This window comes from Streptomyces sp. NPDC057445, from assembly GCF_042802855.1.
Lineage (GTDB): Bacteria > Actinomycetota > Actinomycetes > Streptomycetales > Streptomycetaceae > Streptomyces.
This window is the reverse complement of the sequence record NZ_JBHVDH010000019.1, coordinates 1-14,710: the sequence shown is the minus strand read 5'-3', so window position 1 is coordinate 14,710 and position 14,710 is coordinate 1. Positions and strand designations below refer to the sequence as shown.

General features: G+C 72.6%; 11 protein-coding genes. 2 read left to right on the top strand and 9 right to left on the bottom strand.

The window, feature by feature from the left end; translation table 11 throughout:
- Nucleotides 1-191: 191 nt before the first annotated feature.
- Nucleotides 192-2,585: an ATP-binding cassette domain-containing protein gene (locus ACFU5O_RS29070; RefSeq protein WP_384245027.1), complete on the top strand. Its 2,394-nt coding sequence runs from the start codon at nt 192-194 to the stop codon at nt 2,583-2,585.
- A 274-nt stretch (nt 2,586-2,859) separates the two neighbouring features.
- Here ACFU5O_RS29070 and ACFU5O_RS29065 read toward each other — a convergent pair whose 3' ends face one another.
- Genes ACFU5O_RS29065 through ACFU5O_RS29050 form a run of 4 tightly spaced genes read right to left on the bottom strand, consistent with a single transcriptional unit; the run spans nt 2,860 to nt 8,903 of the window.
- On the bottom strand, nt 2,860-4,179 hold the full coding sequence (locus ACFU5O_RS29065; RefSeq protein WP_384245026.1) for a hypothetical protein: 1,320 nt from the start codon (nt 4,177-4,179) through the stop codon (nt 2,860-2,862).
- A complete protein-coding gene (locus tag ACFU5O_RS29060; RefSeq protein ID WP_384245025.1) occupies nt 4,176-7,064 on the bottom strand; it encodes an SNF2-related protein in 2,889 nt (962 codons plus the stop codon). The genes ACFU5O_RS29065 and ACFU5O_RS29060 overlap by 4 nt, the downstream gene beginning before the upstream one ends.
- A 22-nt stretch (nt 7,065-7,086) precedes the next feature.
- Entirely contained in the window at nt 7,087-7,911 is an 825-nt protein-coding gene (locus ACFU5O_RS29055) for an ABC transporter permease (protein WP_384245024.1), read from the bottom strand.
- Nucleotides 7,908-8,903, bottom strand: coding sequence for an ATP-binding cassette domain-containing protein (locus ACFU5O_RS29050; protein WP_384245022.1), 996 nt, complete (start codon nt 8,901-8,903; stop codon nt 7,908-7,910). Before ACFU5O_RS29050 ends, ACFU5O_RS29055 begins: the two co-directional genes overlap by 4 nt.
- A 171-nt stretch (nt 8,904-9,074) precedes the next feature.
- Between ACFU5O_RS29050 and ACFU5O_RS29045 the strand changes: the two genes are divergently transcribed.
- Nucleotides 9,075-9,371: an antibiotic biosynthesis monooxygenase family protein gene (locus ACFU5O_RS29045; RefSeq protein ID WP_384245021.1), complete on the top strand. Its 297-nt coding sequence runs from the start codon at nt 9,075-9,077 to the stop codon at nt 9,369-9,371.
- Between the two features lie 89 nt (nt 9,372-9,460).
- Here ACFU5O_RS29045 and ACFU5O_RS29040 read toward each other — a convergent pair whose 3' ends face one another.
- The 5 genes from ACFU5O_RS29040 to ACFU5O_RS29020 form a co-directional block, all read right to left on the bottom strand.
- Complete coding sequence (locus ACFU5O_RS29040; protein WP_384245020.1) at nt 9,461-11,107, bottom strand: FAD-binding protein; 1,647 nt, start codon at nt 11,105-11,107, stop codon at nt 9,461-9,463.
- Nucleotides 11,108-11,211: 104 nt separating this feature from the next.
- Nucleotides 11,212-11,487, bottom strand: coding sequence for an acyl carrier protein (locus tag ACFU5O_RS29035; RefSeq protein WP_384245018.1), 276 nt, complete (start codon nt 11,485-11,487; stop codon nt 11,212-11,214).
- A gap of 53 nt (nt 11,488-11,540) precedes the next feature.
- Nucleotides 11,541-12,809, bottom strand: a complete 1,269-nt coding sequence (locus ACFU5O_RS29030) for a ketosynthase chain-length factor (protein WP_384245017.1) — start codon at nt 12,807-12,809, stop codon at nt 11,541-11,543.
- The gene (locus tag ACFU5O_RS29025; RefSeq protein WP_384245016.1) at nt 12,806-14,071 is read right to left on the bottom strand and encodes a beta-ketoacyl-[acyl-carrier-protein] synthase family protein; all 1,266 of its coding nucleotides are present in this window, start codon (nt 14,069-14,071) and stop codon (nt 12,806-12,808) included. The genes ACFU5O_RS29030 and ACFU5O_RS29025 overlap by 4 nt, the downstream gene beginning before the upstream one ends.
- 219 nt (nt 14,072-14,290) lie before the next feature.
- Nucleotides 14,291-14,710, bottom strand: a 420-nt coding sequence (locus tag ACFU5O_RS29020) for an adenosylhomocysteinase (RefSeq protein WP_384245015.1), incomplete at its 5' end; no start/stop codon positions are given.

Genomic DNA, 14,710 nt, shown 5'->3' with positions numbered 1-14,710 from the left:
ACGGGCCGAAGCGGCATCGATGCCCTGGTTCTCGCGCCACCGGCCGGCACCGCCGATCAGGTCGGCAGCGACGGTTTTCGCGACCACGCCGTCGAAGGAGAACCAGACGTTACGCTCGGGGCTGGTCGGATCGAGCCAGGCGACGCCGACGGGACCGCGAAGGCGGCCCCGCCCAAGATGATGGAGACACGATGAGCAGGACCACGAGGACGGACACGCAGTCGCCTGCGCAGCACATTGCCGACAGCCACGATCTGATCCGCGTGCACGGCGCGCGGGAGAACAACCTCAAGGACGTCAGCATCGAGATCCCGAAGCGCCGGCTGACGGTGTTCACCGGCGTCTCCGGCTCGGGCAAGAGCTCTCTGGTGTTCGACACGATCGCCGCGGAGTCGCAGCGGCTGATCAACGAGACCTACAGCGCCTTCGTACAGGGCTTCATGCCGACGCTGGCGCGGCCCGAGGTCGACGTCCTCGACGGGCTGACCACCGTGATCTCCGTCGACCAGCAGCGGATGGGTGCCGACCCCCGCTCCACGGTCGGCACCGCCACCGACGCCAACGCGATGCTGCGCATCCTCTTCAGCCGGCTCGGGAAGCCGCACATCGGCCCGCCCAGCGCGTACTCCTTCAACACCGCCTCGGTCCGGGCGAGCGGTGCGATCACCGTGCAGCGCGGCGCCAGGACCAAGGCCGAGAAGGCGACCTTCGAGCGCACCGGCGGCATGTGCACCCGCTGCGAGGGCCGCGGCACGGTCTCCGACATCGACCTCACCCAGCTCTACGACGACTCCAAGTCGATCACCGAGGGCGCGTTCACCATTCCCGGCTGGAAGTCGGACAACGTGTGGACCGTGGGGATCTACGCCGAGTCGGGCTTTCTCGACCCGAACAAGCCGATCCGCGAGTTCACCAAGAAGGAGATGCAGGACTTCCTCTACCGTGAGCCGACCAAGGTGAAGGTCAACGGTGTCAACCTCACCTACGAGGGGCTGATCCCCAAGATCCAGAAGTCGTTCCTGTCCAAGGACAAGGAGGCGATGCAGCCGCACATCCGGGCGTTCGTGGAGCGGGCGGTCACCTTCACCACCTGCCCCGAGTGCGACGGCACCCGGCTCAGCGAGGGCGCCAGGTCGTCGAAGATCGACAAGATCAGCATCGCCGACGCCTGCGCGATGGAGATCAGGGACCTGGCCGAGTGGGTCCGAGGGCTCAAGGAGCGGTCGGTGGCGCCGCTGCTCACCGCGCTGCAGCAGACCCTCGACTCGTTCGTGGAGATCGGGCTCGGCTACCTCTCGCTCAACCGGCCGGCGGGCACGCTGTCGGGCGGCGAGGCACAGCGCGTCAAGATGATCCGTCACCTCGGCTCTTCGATCACGGACGTCACCTACGTCTTCGACGAGCCCACCATCGGCCTGCACCCCCATGACATCCAGCGGATGAACGACCTGCTGCTGCGGCTGCGGGACAAGGGCAACACGGTGCTCGTCGTGGAGCACAAGCCGGAGGTGATCGCGATCGCCGACCACGTCGTCGACCTCGGCCCCGGCGCCGGTACGGAAGGCGGCACCGTCTGCTTCGAGGGCACCGTCGAGGGGCTGCGGGCCGGCGGCACCGTCACCGGCCGCCATCTCGGCGACCGGGCCGCCGTCAAGGAGACGGTACGCAAGCCCACCGGCACGCTGGAGATCCGCGGCGCGACGGCGAACAACCTGCAGGGCGTCGACGTCGACGTCCCGCTCGGGGTGCTCGCCGTCGTCACCGGCGTCGCCGGCTCCGGCAAGAGCTCGCTCGTGCACGGGTCGATCCCGGCCGGCGAGGGCGTGGTCTCGGTCGACCAGAGCCCCATCCGCGGCTCACGGCGGAGCAACCCGGCGACGTACACCGGACTGCTCGAACCGATCCGCAAGGCGTTCGCGAAGGTCAACGGCGTGAAGCCGGCGCTGTTCAGCGCCAACTCCGAAGGCGCCTGCCCCACCTGCAACGGCGCCGGCGTCATCTACACCGACCTGGCGATGATGGCCGGCGTCGCCACCCCCTGTGAGGATTGCGAAGGGAAGCGGTTCCAGGCATCGGTGCTGGAGTACCACCTCGGCGGCCGCGACATCAGCGAGGTGCTGGCGATGTCGGTGACCGAGGCCGAGGAGTTCTTCGGCGCGGGCGAGGCGCACACGCCGGCAGCGCATCGCATCCTGGTCCGGCTCGCCGACGTCGGTCTCGGCTACCTGAGCCTCGGCCAGCCGCTCACCACCCTGTCCGGCGGCGAGCGGCAGCGGCTCAAGCTGGCGACCCACATGGCTGAGAAGGGTGGCGTCTACGTCCTCGACGAGCCGACCGCGGGCCTCCACCTCGCCGACGTCGAGCAGCTGCTCGGCCTGCTCGACCGGCTCGTCGACTCCGGCAAGTCGGTCATCGTCGTGGAGCACCACCAGGCGGTCATGGCGCACGCCGACTGGATCATCGACCTCGGTCCCGGCGCCGGCCACGACGGCGGCCGGATCGTCTTCGAGGGCACGCCCGCCGACCTCGTCACCGCCCGCTCCACCCTCACGGGCGAGCACCTCGCGGCCTACGTCGGCGCCTGACAGAGGCCGTCGCGGGCACCCCGTCCCCTGAGGCGGTCGCCACGGGGAGAGCGGGGTTCCCGCGCCGCCCGCCCGGCCTTGACCGCTGCCCACGCCGGGCCTTCGCGGCGGTGGCCTTCGCGGCGGTGGCCTTCGCGGCGGTGGGTGTCGGGATCGGCCGAAGGGAGCGCCGTGCCGCGGGGAGGCGCGGCGCACGATCCCGCCGATACGCGCTCTACCGACGCCCCGCGCCTCAGCCGCCCAGAAGCTCCGTGAGGGCCCGACGCCCCGCGCCTCAGCCGCCCAGAAGCTCCGTGAGGGCCGCCGCGGGATCCGTCTCCGGTCCGCCGGCGGGCCACCATCCGTCCCCTTCGCGGCGGTACGGGTACCAGCGGCCGTCGCGGCCCTGGCGCAGTTGCAGGCCGCGCTCCTCGAAGGTCCAGCGGTTGTGCCGGACTGCCGGTTCGGGGAGTTCGTCCTCCTCCCAGCCGAGGGCCAGCGCGGTCCGGGCCCGCGCGGTCTCCTGCCGGTCGGGGGTCCAGGTCTCCTCGAGGACGGCGAGACCCGCCGCGCCGGCCAGCCGCCAGGCCTCGGCGGCCCGTGGCAGTTCTGCCCCTCTGCCACTGGCCTCCGCGAGCCGCTCCAGGGTGCGCGGGTCGGCGTGGGCGGCGATGCGGACGGTGTCCTGCCAGTGGGTGAGCGGGGCCGGCGGGGCCGTGGTGTGGCCGAGCGCGTACGCCAGGAGTGCGCGGGCGCGGACGGCGGCGTCGTCGGCGAGCCGCTCCATCGGGTCGGCCTCGATGCCCGAGGGGGCGTCACCGTCCGTGTGCAGGGCCTCGGGCAGCGGGGGCGGGGCGGGCAGCGGGGGGATGCCGAGGGTGTGGGCGAGGCCGGCGTCGATGCCTTCGGCCGTTGCGTCCGCGGGCTCGTCGGCCGGTCCCCGGGGCGGCCCGTCCCCGGTCCCGTCCTCGTCCTCGTCCTCTTCCTCGTAGTCGTCCTCGTCCTGCGCGCCCATGATGCCCATCAGGACGGCCGTCCTGAGTTCGTCGAGCGCTGGCTCCCGGTCGCGGCCGCGCATCAGCAGCAGCAGGAAGGGGTCCTCGTCCAGCAGCCAGGACGCCTGGTAGCACAGCGCGGCGGCGTGCGCGCAGGGGTGGTCGAAGGAGTCACAGCCGCATTCCGGCTCCAGGTCGCCGTAGCCCGGCAGCAGCCGCACCCGGGCGTCCTCGGCCGCCTCCATCAGATCCGCCGGCAGTTCGCCCGCCAGAACGGCCTCGAGCTCGGCGGGCCGTTCGGCGAGCTTCTCCCAGAGCAGGTCCCACTCGTCGTCGTCGAGGACGGTGAGCGCGATCTCCACGGTGCAGCTGTCCTCGCCGTCGTACACCGGCGCGGCGATCCGTCCCGGGCTCACGGTCACCGGGCCGAGCACGCCCGAACGGGCCACGGTGCGGCCCTTCTTGAGCGGCTCGGGGTCGAGGGAGGTGTCCTCCATCGCCTCGACCCAGGCCTTGGCCCACCAGGACCGGCCGCGGGCGCGTCCGCCCTTGCGCGCAGCGAAGGCCGGGAAGCCGCGTGCCCCGGTGTTCGCGTTGTCGGCGGCCTCGTGCCCGCTCATCCGGCGCTCCTCAGCTCGACCAGGTTGGCCAGTTCGTCGTTGGTCAGCTCGGTGAAGGCGGCCTCGCCCGCGCCGAGCACGGCGTCCGCCAGTTCCTTCTTGCTCTGGAGCATGGCGGCGATCCGGTCCTCGATGGTGCCCTCGGCGATCATCCGGTGGACCTGCACCGGCCTGGTCTGTCCGATGCGGTGGGCGCGGTCGGTGGCCTGGGCCTCGACGGCGGGGTTCCACCAGCGGTCGAAGTGGACGACGTGGTCGGCGCGCGTGAGGTTGAGGCCGGTGCCGGCCGCCTTCAGCGACAGCAGAAAGACCGGTACCTCGCCGTTCTGGAAGCGCTGTACGAGTTCCTCGCGGCGGGGCACGGGAGTTCCGCCGTGCAGCAACTGTACGGGGACGCCCCGGTCGGTGAGATGACGCTCCAGCAGCCGCGCCATGGCGACGTACTGCGTGAAGACCAGGACCGCGCCGTCCTCGGCGAGGATGGTGTCCAGCAGCTCGTCGAGCAGGGCGAGTTTGCCGGAACGGCCGGCCAGCAGCGGCTTGTCCTGTCCCGGGCCGTGCTCCTTCGGGCCGTGCTCCTTCAAGAACTGGGCCGGGTGGTTGCAGATCTGCTTGAGGCCGGTGAGCAGCTTCAGGACCTGGCCCCGGCGGGCGATGCCCTCACTGCTCTTGATCTCGGCCATGATGTCGCGGACCAGCGTCTCGTACAGGGTGGTCTGCTCGCGGGTGAGGGAGACCGGCCGGTCCGTCTCCGTCTTGGGCGGCAGTTCGGGCGCGATGCCCGGGTCGGACTTGCGGCGGCGGAGCAGGAACGGCCTGACGAGCCGGGAGAGCCGTGCCGCGGTGTCCTCGTCCTGGACGGCGGCCTCGGCGCCGGCGCGTTCGGCCTCGATGGGCTTGGCCCAGCGGGAGCGGAAGTGACCGTGCGAGCCGAGCAGTCCGGGTGTGGTCCAGTCGAGGATCGCCCACAGTTCGGAGAGGTTGTTCTCGACGGGGGTGCCGGTCAGGGCGATGCGTGCGCCCGCGGGGATCAGCCGCAGCGCCTTCGACGTTCCCGACAGCGGGTTCTTGACGTGCTGGGCCTCGTCGGCGACGACCATCCCCCAGCGGTGCGCGGCGAGGACCTCGGTGTCGAGCCGCATGGTCCCGTACGTGGTGAGGACGAAGCCTTCGCCCGCGCCGTCCAGGGTGCGTCCGGTGCCGTGGAAGCGGCGTACGGGTGTGCCGGGGGCGAAGCGGCGTACCTCCCGTTCCCAGTTGCCGAGCAGCGAGGCCGGGCAGACGACCAGCGTGGGCCCCGTGGTGTCGGCGTGTTCCTGCCGGAACAGGTGCAGCGATATGAGCTGGACGGTCTTGCCCAGGCCCATGTCGTCGGCGAGGCAGCCGCCGAGGCCCAGGGAGGTCATGCGCTCCAGCCAGCGCACGCCGCGCAGCTGGTAGTCGCGCAGGGTGGCGTCGAGCGCGGCGGGCGGACGCAGCGGCTCGTTGCCGCCCTCGGGGTCGGACAGCCGCTCGCGCAGGGCGAGCAGCCAGGCGGTCGGGGCGACGCGGACCTGCTCGCGGCCGATGTCGGCGTGGCCGGTGAGGGCGGCGCCGAGTGCCTCGATGGGGGTGAGCGGTTTCAGTTCCGGCTCCCGTGCCTTGCGGGCGAGCGGGGCGTCGAGGAGGAACCAGCGTCCGCGCAGCCGCACGACGGGCCGTTCCGCGGCGGCGGCCTGCGCGGCCTCCGTGTCGGTGAGCGGTTCGCCGTCGAGGGTGAGCTGCCAGCGGAAGTCGACGGTGGAGGCGCCGCCGAGGAAGGAACGCATGTCCGCGGGCGGGGTGAGGCCGGCGCCGACGACGGCCTGCGCGCCCAGCCCGCGGGAGGTGTCCTCGGGCCAGTGGAGGTCGATTCCGTGGGCCCGGAGCCGGGCGGCGCCGCCACCGAGCAGGTCGCCGATCTCGGCGTCGGAGAGTTCGAGTTCGCCGGGGACCGGCAGCATCCCTTCCAGCGGCGGCCATACCCCGGCGGCGCGGCGGACGGCGCCCGCGATGTCGGCGGCGGCCCGGTGCCCGAACGCGGCGGCGCCACCGTCGAAGACGGTGCGGGCGGGCGCGGTCAGGGTCGGGTCGGCAAGGCTGTGCGCCCAGGGGACGAGCCGCAGCTGCGGCGGCCGGTCCTGCGCGGTGGCCAGTTCCAGGCGCAGGGAGATGCGTACGCCGGAGTCGAGGCCGGCCGAGACCTCGTCGGCCCAGGCCCGCAGCTGGGGTACGTGCTGGGGTGCCGGGGCCGAGAACGCGGCCCGGCCGGAGGCGGATTCGGCGGCGGGGGTGCGCGGAAGGGTGTCGGCGACGGCGTCCAGGAAGGCCCGTACGAGTCCTTCGGCGTCCGGCAGCCGGGGCGCGCCGGGGCCGGGCAGCGGCAGGGCGCGGGCCTCCGGCGGTGCGGCGGCGGCGAGTTCGCGGATGCGCTGTACGTCGTCCAGGTCCAGGGGGCCGACCCGCCAGGCGTCGTACCCGGCGGGTGAGACGCCCGGCAGCAGCCGTCGGCGGGCACCCAGATGCAGCGCGAGCGCGGTGGCGCTGCCCCAGAACGCGGCGGCCGGGTGGGCCCCGGTGCCGGGCCTGGCGGCGTGGGCGAGCGCCGGCAGCGCGTCGGCGACGGGCATCCGGAGCACGGGGACGGGGCGCGCCTGGACGGCTGTGCCGCCGGCCGCCCCGTCGGTGGCGGTGACGAGGACGGCCTCGGAATGTTCTCCCGGGCCGTCGGGCCGGTCGGGGAGTGGTCCGCCGTCCGGCCGCCAGAACAGGATCCTCCCTGTGCGGGCCGGGTCTCCGGCTTCGAAGACCACTGCGCACCGGGCGAGTCCGGCTGCCTGACCGGCCGTCGTCAATGCCTCTGCCATGGGTTCGGTTGCTCCCCTTCGTTCAGCGGCCGAGCCGCTGATAGCGTCGCACGGCCAACGGGAAGAAGATCGCACAAATCACGACCGGCCAGGCGATTCCGAGGAGAATCGCGTGCTCCGAGGCCCAGGAGCCGCCTTCCCAGCCGGGGTTGCCGAACAGCTCGCGGGTGGCGGTGCCGGTGGCGGAGAGCGGGTTCCACTCCGAGACGGCGGCGAGCCAGCCGGGCATGGTGTCGGGCGAGACGAACGCGTTGGACAGGAAGCCGAGCGGCCACACCAGGGTCTGGACGGCGGTGACGGCGGCGGTGTCGGTGAACACCAGGCCGAGGTAGATGCCGACCCACAGCAGCGAGAAGCGCAGCAGGAGCAACAGGCCCACGGCGGTGAGGGCGTTGAGGAACCCCTCGTGGGCGCGCCAGCCGACGGCGAGGCCGCACAGGATCATGACGGCGAGGCCGAGGACCGAGTTGAGCATGTCGGCGATGCTGCGGCCCGTGACCACGGCTGCGGAGGAGGTGGGCATGGCCCGGAACCGGTCGGTGACGCCCCTGGCGGCGTCGGTGATCACGGCGAGCATCGTGACCTCGATGCCGAACACCATCGTCATGGCGAACATGCCGGGAACCAGGAACTCGCGGTAGTTGCCGCCGCCGGGCACCTGCATGGCTCCGCCGAAGAGGTAGCCGAACATCAGCACCATCATGATCGGGAAGAGCAGTCCGATGATGACGGGGGCGGGGTTGCGGGCCCAGTGGGCGAGCGAACGCCCGGTGAGGACCCAGGAGTCGGACAGGGCCCAGCCGAGCCTGCCGGTGCGGGCGTCCGCCTGCGGGTTTGCGGTGGTCACACCGTCACCTCTTCCTTCGTGTCGTCCTTGTGCCCGGTGCGCTCGCCGGTGAGGTGCAGGAACACCTCGTCGAGGGTGGGGCGGCGCAGGGCGATGTCCTCGACGTCGATGCCGGCCTCCTGGAGAGCGCGGGCGATTCCGGTGAGGGCGGCGACGCGGTCGGCGACGGGTGCACCGGCCCGCCGGTTGTCCTCATCGGTCTCTGCGGTGCTGCCGGTGACACCGCGGATCACACCGGCCGCGGTGGCGAGGTCGCCGGCGTGGCGCACGGTGACGTCGATGCGGTCGCCGCCGATGGCGGACTTGAGCTCGTCCGGGGTGCCCTCGGCGATGACCCGGCCGCCTTCCTTGCCGGGGGAGGCGATCACGGAGATGCGGTCGGCGAGCTGGTCGGCCTCGTCCAGGTACTGGGTGGTGAGCAGCACGGTGGTGCCGTCGTCGACCAGGGACCTGACGGCCCCCCAGACCTCGTTGCGGCTGCGCGGGTCCAGGCCCGTGGTGGGCTCGTCGAGGAAGAGCACCTTGGGGGCGAGGATGAGGCTGGCGGCCAGGTCCAGGCGGCGGCGCATGCCGCCCGAGTAGTCCTTGACCTGCTTGTCGCCGGTGCCGGCGAGGCCGAACTGCTCGAGCAGGGCGTCGGCGCGGGCTCCGGCCTCCTTCTTGCCGAGGTGGTAGAGGCGGCCGAACATCACGAGGTTCTGGCGTCCGGAGAGCACCTCGTCGACCGCGGCGTACTGGCCGAGGAGTCCGATCCGGGAGCGCACCTGGGCGCTCTGGCGCGCCACGTCGTAGCCGGCGACCTCCGCGCGGCCGCTGTCGAACCCGGCCAGGGTGGCGAGGATACGGACGGCGGTCGTCTTGCCCGCACCGTTGTGGCCGAGCAGACCGTGCACGGTGCCGGGCGGAACCTGCAGGTCGAACCCGTTCAGGGCGTGGGCGTCGCCGTACCGCTTGCGCAGTTCCTCGGCGTGGATCGCGTACTCGGATCCCATGGTGTCCTTCCTCGGGGTGGTTCGGGGGCGTGGACCGGCACGCGGGACGGGTGTGGACGTGCCTGCGAGGCAGCATGGCCGGGTACGCTCGGCTGCCGTTCGAGCGCGGGTCGAGCCGGAGGGGGGACCTTCCAAGCGCGGACCGTCCGCCCGAGTCCCGGAGGCAACACAGTGGTCACCTTCGTCAACAGGTTCACCGTCAGCGGTCCGGTGGAGGAGTTCGAGCGGCTCTTCGAGGAGACCTCGGCCTTCTTCGCCGACCGGCCGGGTTTTGTCCGGCACCGGCTGATGCGGCACGCCGACGACCCGGCGAGCTATGTGAACGTCGCCGAGTGGACGGACGCCGAGTCCTTCCGCCGGGCGGTCACGCATCCCGACTTCGTTCCCCACGCGACGGCTCTGCGCCGGCTGAGCACGAGCGACCCGAATCTGTTCACCACGACGGTGCTGGAGCGCGAAGCGGGCTGAGCGGTGCGCCGTGCGAACGGCGCACCGACAGCGCACGGACAGGGCCGGTGCATACCGCACCGGCCCTGTCCGTGTGCCGTGGCGCCGGGTCAGCGCCCGGCCGGGCGGACGGACAGCGCGTGGCGGAAGACGTCACGCGGGTCGTAGGCGGCCTTGACCGCCTGCAGCCGGGGGTAGTTGCCCTTGTAGTACAGCTCGTGCCACGGGACACCGGAGGTGTTCCACCTGGGGTCGGCCATGTCCACGTCCGGGAAGTTGATGAAGCAGCCGTCGCCCTGGCCGCCCGGTACCGGGACACCGCCCGTCGCGGCGTACACGTCCGCGTAGAGGCGGCGCAGCCAGCCGGTGTTGTCGGCATCCTGGGCCGGGTCCTGCCAGGTGTTCATGAACAGGGCCTTGAGAACCGAGTCGCGCTGGGCCGATGCGGTGGCGCCCGGGGCGACGGCGTTGACCCGGCCGCCGTAGGACTGCAGCGACACCGAGCTGGTGTCGTTGGAGTGGTCGAGGCCGGAGAGCCGCTCGTGGAGGACGTCGATCTGCTCGTCGGTGAACGCGCTGCGCAGATACGAGCACTTGATCTTCTGCCGGCCCGTCTCGGCGTCCTGCGCCGCGGCGAGGGAGTTGACCGAGGCGAGCCACGGCATCTTCTCTGCGGGCATGACGAGCGGCTGGACGGTCACGCCCGCGGTCAGCGCGTCGATGTGGTTCTGCAGCAGCCGCGGTGCGTCCGGCAGGGTGGCGTCGAGGTGCGTGAACGCGATGGCGGCCATCCCCTGGTCGTTCTGGTGCTGCTTGCCGAGCAGCACCAGGCCGCTGAACAGGCCCCGGTACGGCGAGTCCGGGCCGCTGTTGCGTTCGTGCCAGCGCCCGTGGTTGCGCACCAGGGCGCGGAAGGCGGCCTTGTCCATGCCGTCGCGGGGGAACATCACCGTGGAGGTGAGGACGCTGCCGGGCGGGCGGGGCAGCAGTCGCGACGGGTCGCTGCCGGTCGCGTCGGGCGAGCGGAACCAGTAGCGGGTGACGAGTCCGAAGTTTCCGCCGCCCCCGCCGGTGTGGGCCCACCACAGTTCGCGGTGCGGGTCGTTGCTGTCGCGGGTGGCGATGACGGCGCGGGCCCGGCCGGCGGCGTCGGCCACGACGACCTCGACGGCGTACAGGTGGTCGGAGGAGATGCCGTGGCGGCGGGAGAGAGGTCCGTAGCCGCCGCCCAGGACATGGCCGCCGAAGGCGACGGAGGCGCTGGCGCCGCCGGGGACGGTGACGCCCCAGCCGTAGTAGAGCGTGCGGTACACGTCGGCGAGCCGGGCACCCGCGCCGACCTCGAAGGCGCGGCGGCCCGCGTCGTAGCGGACGGTGTCGAGTTCCGCGAGGTCGATGACGACCTCGACGGCCGGGTCGCCGACGAAGTTCTCGTAGCAGTGCCCGCCGCTGCGTACGGCGATGCGCTTGCCCGCGCGTACCGCGTCGCCCACGGCGCGCACGGCCTGCGCGGTCGAGGAGACCAGGCGGAAGGACTCCGGGCGGGTGGTGAAGCGCTTGTTGGCGCCGCGGACCGCGAGGTCCTCGTAGCGCGGGTCGGCCTCCCCCACGGTGACCGTGCCGAAGCCGGGGTCGCCGGATGCCGCGTGTGCCCGGGCGGATGGCGCGGCGGCGGCGACCGAGGCCGCCCCGGCGGCCGTGGCCGTGGCTGCGGCCACGGTGCCCGTGACGAACCGTCGGCGGTTGGGACCAGTCATCGTGAACCTCTCGGTGCGGGGTGAGGGAGTGCGGGGAAGGCGGGGTGACGCAGCGGCCGGGCGGCCGGGCGGCGGGGTGGTCAGGCGGCCGGGCGGCGGGGTGGTCAGGCGGCGGTGGCGGCGCCGTCGCGGGCGTCGATCGCCCGGTTGACGAGTTCGAGGAACAGCCGCGGGGTCTCGGCGTCGTCGATCGCCTCCTCGTCGAGGACCACCTGGTAGTCGCGCTCGATGCGGCCGGTGGTCTGCAGGACGGCCAGGGAGTCGTAGCCGAGGTCGACGAAGAGGGTGTCCAGGACGTCGCCGTCGAGGTCGACGCCCTCGCCCTCGCCGGCGCACTCGCGCAGCAGGGTGGTCAGATCGCTGATTTCCAGCCGGTCCACGGTGGTACCTCTTTCTCTCTTGGGGATTGCGGAGTGGGGCGTCGAGCGGTGTGTCAGACCGCGCGGACGACGGTTGCCGCGTTGAAGCCGCCGCGGCCACGGGCCAGCACCAGGGCGGTGCGCAGGGAGCCACCGGTGCGCCGGGCGCCGCCGGTGACCAGGTCGACGGGGCAGTCGGCGGCCGGCCGCGTGACACCGGTGGTCGGCGGGACGACCTGGTCGCGCAGGGACAGCAGGGCGGCTGCCAGGTCCAGCGAGGCGCCGCCCGCGGAGAGCCGGCCGGTCATGGTCTTGGGCGCGGTCACGGGCACACCGTGCGGGCCGAAGACAGCGGCGATGGCCCCGGCTTCGGCGCGGTCGGCGGCGCGGGTTCCGGCGGCGTCGGCGAAGACGACGCCGACCTCTTCGGGGCGGACCCCGGCGTCGGCGAGGGCGAGCCGGGCCGCGTCGGCGAGCCGGGGTGCGCCTCCGCTGCCGGGAGCGGGGTCGAACGTGGCGGCGTAGCCGGCGACGGTGCCGTACACCCGGGCGCCACGGGCGCGGGCGGCCTCTGCGTCCTCGAGGATCAGCAGCGCGCCGCCCTCGCCGACGACATGGCCGCTCGCGTCCTCGTCGAAGGGAAGGTAGGCGCGCGCCGGATCGTCGCAGGTGCTGAGTTCGCCCGAGGCCATGTACGCGGCCCAGCCCCAGGGGCAGACGGCGGACTCGAGGCCGCCGGTGACGACGAGCGAGGCGCCCTTGCGCAGCTGACGGCGGGCGTGCGCGACGGCGTCGAGGCCGCCGGCCTGCTCGGAGACGACGACGCCGCTGGCGCCGCGCAGCCCGTGCTTGATGGAGATCTGGCCGGAGTTGACGGCGTAGAACCAGGCGAAGGACTGGTAGGCGCTGACGTAGGCGCCGCCCTTGCTCCAGAGGAGCTCCAGCTCGCGCTGGCCGAACTCGAAGCCTCCGGCGGAGCTGGCGGTGACGACTCCGGCCGCGTACTCGGGCAGCCGGGCCGGGTCGACCGCGGCGTCGTCGAGGGCCTCCTTGGCGGCGGCCAGCGACAGCCGGGTGACACGGTCGGTCTGGGGCAGCAGCCGGCTGGAGATGTGCTCCTCGTCGACGAAGCCGGGGACCTCGCCCGCGAGGCGGGCCGGGTAGCCGGTGGCGTCGAAGCGGGTCAGGGGCCCGATGCCGCTCTCGCCGCGCAGGGTGGCGTCCCACCATGCCTTGACGCCGAGGCCGTTGGGGGCGGCGACGCCGATGCCGGTGACGACGGCCCCGGCCGTACGGCCGCCGGTGCGGCCCCCGGTCTCGTCGCGGGTGATGGTGGTGGTCATGCCGCTTCCCCCAGACGCGGGCGGGTGAGGATCATGGCGCTCTGGAAGCCGCCGAATCCGCTGCCGACGGTCAGCACCGTGTCGGTGCGCTGCTCGCGCGCGGTCAGCGGGGTGTAGTCCAGGTCGCAGGCCGGGTCGGGCTCGTGCAGATTCGCGGTCGGCGGCACGGTGTTGTGCTCGATCGCGAGGGCGCTGGCGGCCACTTCGAGGGAGCCGATCGCGCCGAGCGAGTGACCGATCATCGACTTGATGGAGCTGACGGGCACCTCGTACGCCCGCTGTCCGAGGCTGCGCTTGAACGCCTCGGTCTCGTGCTTGTCGTTCTGCTTGGTGCCCGAGCCGTGCGCGTTGATGTAGTCGACGGCGGAGGCGTCGAGCCCGGCCTCGGCGAGCGCGGCCCTGACGGCCTCTGCCATCTCCTTGCCGTCGGGGCGCAGTCCGGTCATGTGGAAGGCGTTGCTGCGGGAGGCGAACCCCGCGATCTCGGCGTACACATGGGCACCACGGCGGCGGGCCTGCTCGAACTCCTCGAGGACCAGTACGGCCGCCCCCTCGCCGAGCACGAACCCGTTGCGGGTGCGGTCGAAGGGCCGCGAGGCGGTCTCCGGCTCGTCGTTGCGGGGGGAGGTGGCGCGGATGGCGTCGAAGCACGCCACCGAGATCGGGGAGATCGGCGCCTCGGTGGCGCCGGCCACCATCACGTCCGCCGAGCCCTCGCGGATGACTTCCACGGCGTGCCCGAGGGAGTCCAGGCCTGAGGTGCACCCGGTGGAGACCATGGACACCGGGCCCTGGGCGCCCGCGGCCCAGGCCACCTCTGCGGCCATGGAGCTGGGCACGAAGTAGTCGTAGAGGTGCGGTACGGCGCGCTCGTGGTCGACGAGCCAGTGGGTGCCGCTGTCGCTGACCGCCGCGTACTCGGTGTCGAGTCCGGTGGTGCAGCCGACCGCGCTGCCCAGCGTGACGCCGGTGCGCAGCGGGTCCAGCCCGCCGGCCAGACCGCTGTCGGAGAGGGCCTCCCGCGCGCTCGCGAGGGCGAACTGGGCGGCCCGGTCGAGGCGCCCGGCCTCTTCGGCGGTGAATCCGTGCGCCTGCGGGTCGAAGTCGACCTCTGCGGCGATGCGGGAACGGAACTGCGACGCGTCGAACAGGGTGATTCCACGGGTGGCGGTCCGGCCGGCCGTCAGCAGCGACCAGAACTCCTTGGTGCCCACTCCACCGGGCGCGACCACTCCGATCCCGGTGATGACGACGCGCCTCATCGGTTGTGCCTCACAGTTGTCTCCTCCGGGACGGCGGGATGGCCGGATCGTGCGGGTGCCGATCGGCTTCGAGACTCGCCGACCGGCCTAGAGGTGCGCTCGAAGCACGGATGCCTGCTGCCGGAAAGAGCCGGGCGGCCACGCGAGGTGGCCGCCCGGCTCTTCGATGCGAGTCGGTGACGGGGGTCCGTGAGGGGAGTCGGCGGACAGGGACGGGGGTCAGTAGCGGTAGTGGTCGGGCTTGTACGGGCCCTCGACCTCGACACCGATGTACGCGGCCTGCTCCGGACGGAGCGTGGTGAGCTTGACACCCAGGGAGTCCAGGTGGAGACGGGCGACCTTCTCGTCCAGGTGCTTGGGCAGCACGTAGACGTCGGTCGGGTACTCCTCGGGCTTGGTGAACAGCTCGATCTGGGCCAGCGTCTGGTCCGCGAAACTGTTGGACATCACGAACGACGGATGGCCGGTCGCGTTGCCCAGATTCAGCAGACGCCCCTCGGACAGCACGATCAGCACCTTGCCGTCAGGGAAGGTCCACGTGTGGACCTGCGGCTTGACCTCGTCCTTCACGATGCCCGCCACCCCCGCCAGACCCGCCATGTCGATCTCGTTGTCGAAATGGCCGATGTTCCCCACGAT

What these genes read in the sequence shown, in the direction of transcription:
- ACFU5O_RS29070 (WP_384245027.1), top strand. Translation starts at nt 192, where the DNA reads ATGAGCAGGACCACGAGGACGGACACGCAGTCGCCTGCGCAGCACATT.
- ACFU5O_RS29065 (WP_384245026.1), bottom strand. Translation starts at nt 4,179, where the DNA reads ATGAGCGGGCACGAGGCCGCCGACAACGCGAACACCGGGGCACGCGGC.
- ACFU5O_RS29060 (WP_384245025.1), bottom strand. Translation starts at nt 7,064, where the DNA reads ATGGCAGAGGCATTGACGACGGCCGGTCAGGCAGCCGGACTCGCCCGG.
- ACFU5O_RS29050 (WP_384245022.1), bottom strand. Translation starts at nt 8,903, where the DNA reads ATGGGATCCGAGTACGCGATCCACGCCGAGGAACTGCGCAAGCGGTAC.
- ACFU5O_RS29040 (WP_384245020.1), bottom strand. Translation starts at nt 11,107, where the DNA reads ATGACTGGTCCCAACCGCCGACGGTTCGTCACGGGCACCGTGGCCGCA.
- ACFU5O_RS29030 (WP_384245017.1), bottom strand. Translation starts at nt 12,809, where the DNA reads ATGACCACCACCATCACCCGCGACGAGACCGGGGGCCGCACCGGCGGC.
- ACFU5O_RS29025 (WP_384245016.1), bottom strand. Translation starts at nt 14,071, where the DNA reads ATGAGGCGCGTCGTCATCACCGGGATCGGAGTGGTCGCGCCCGGTGGA.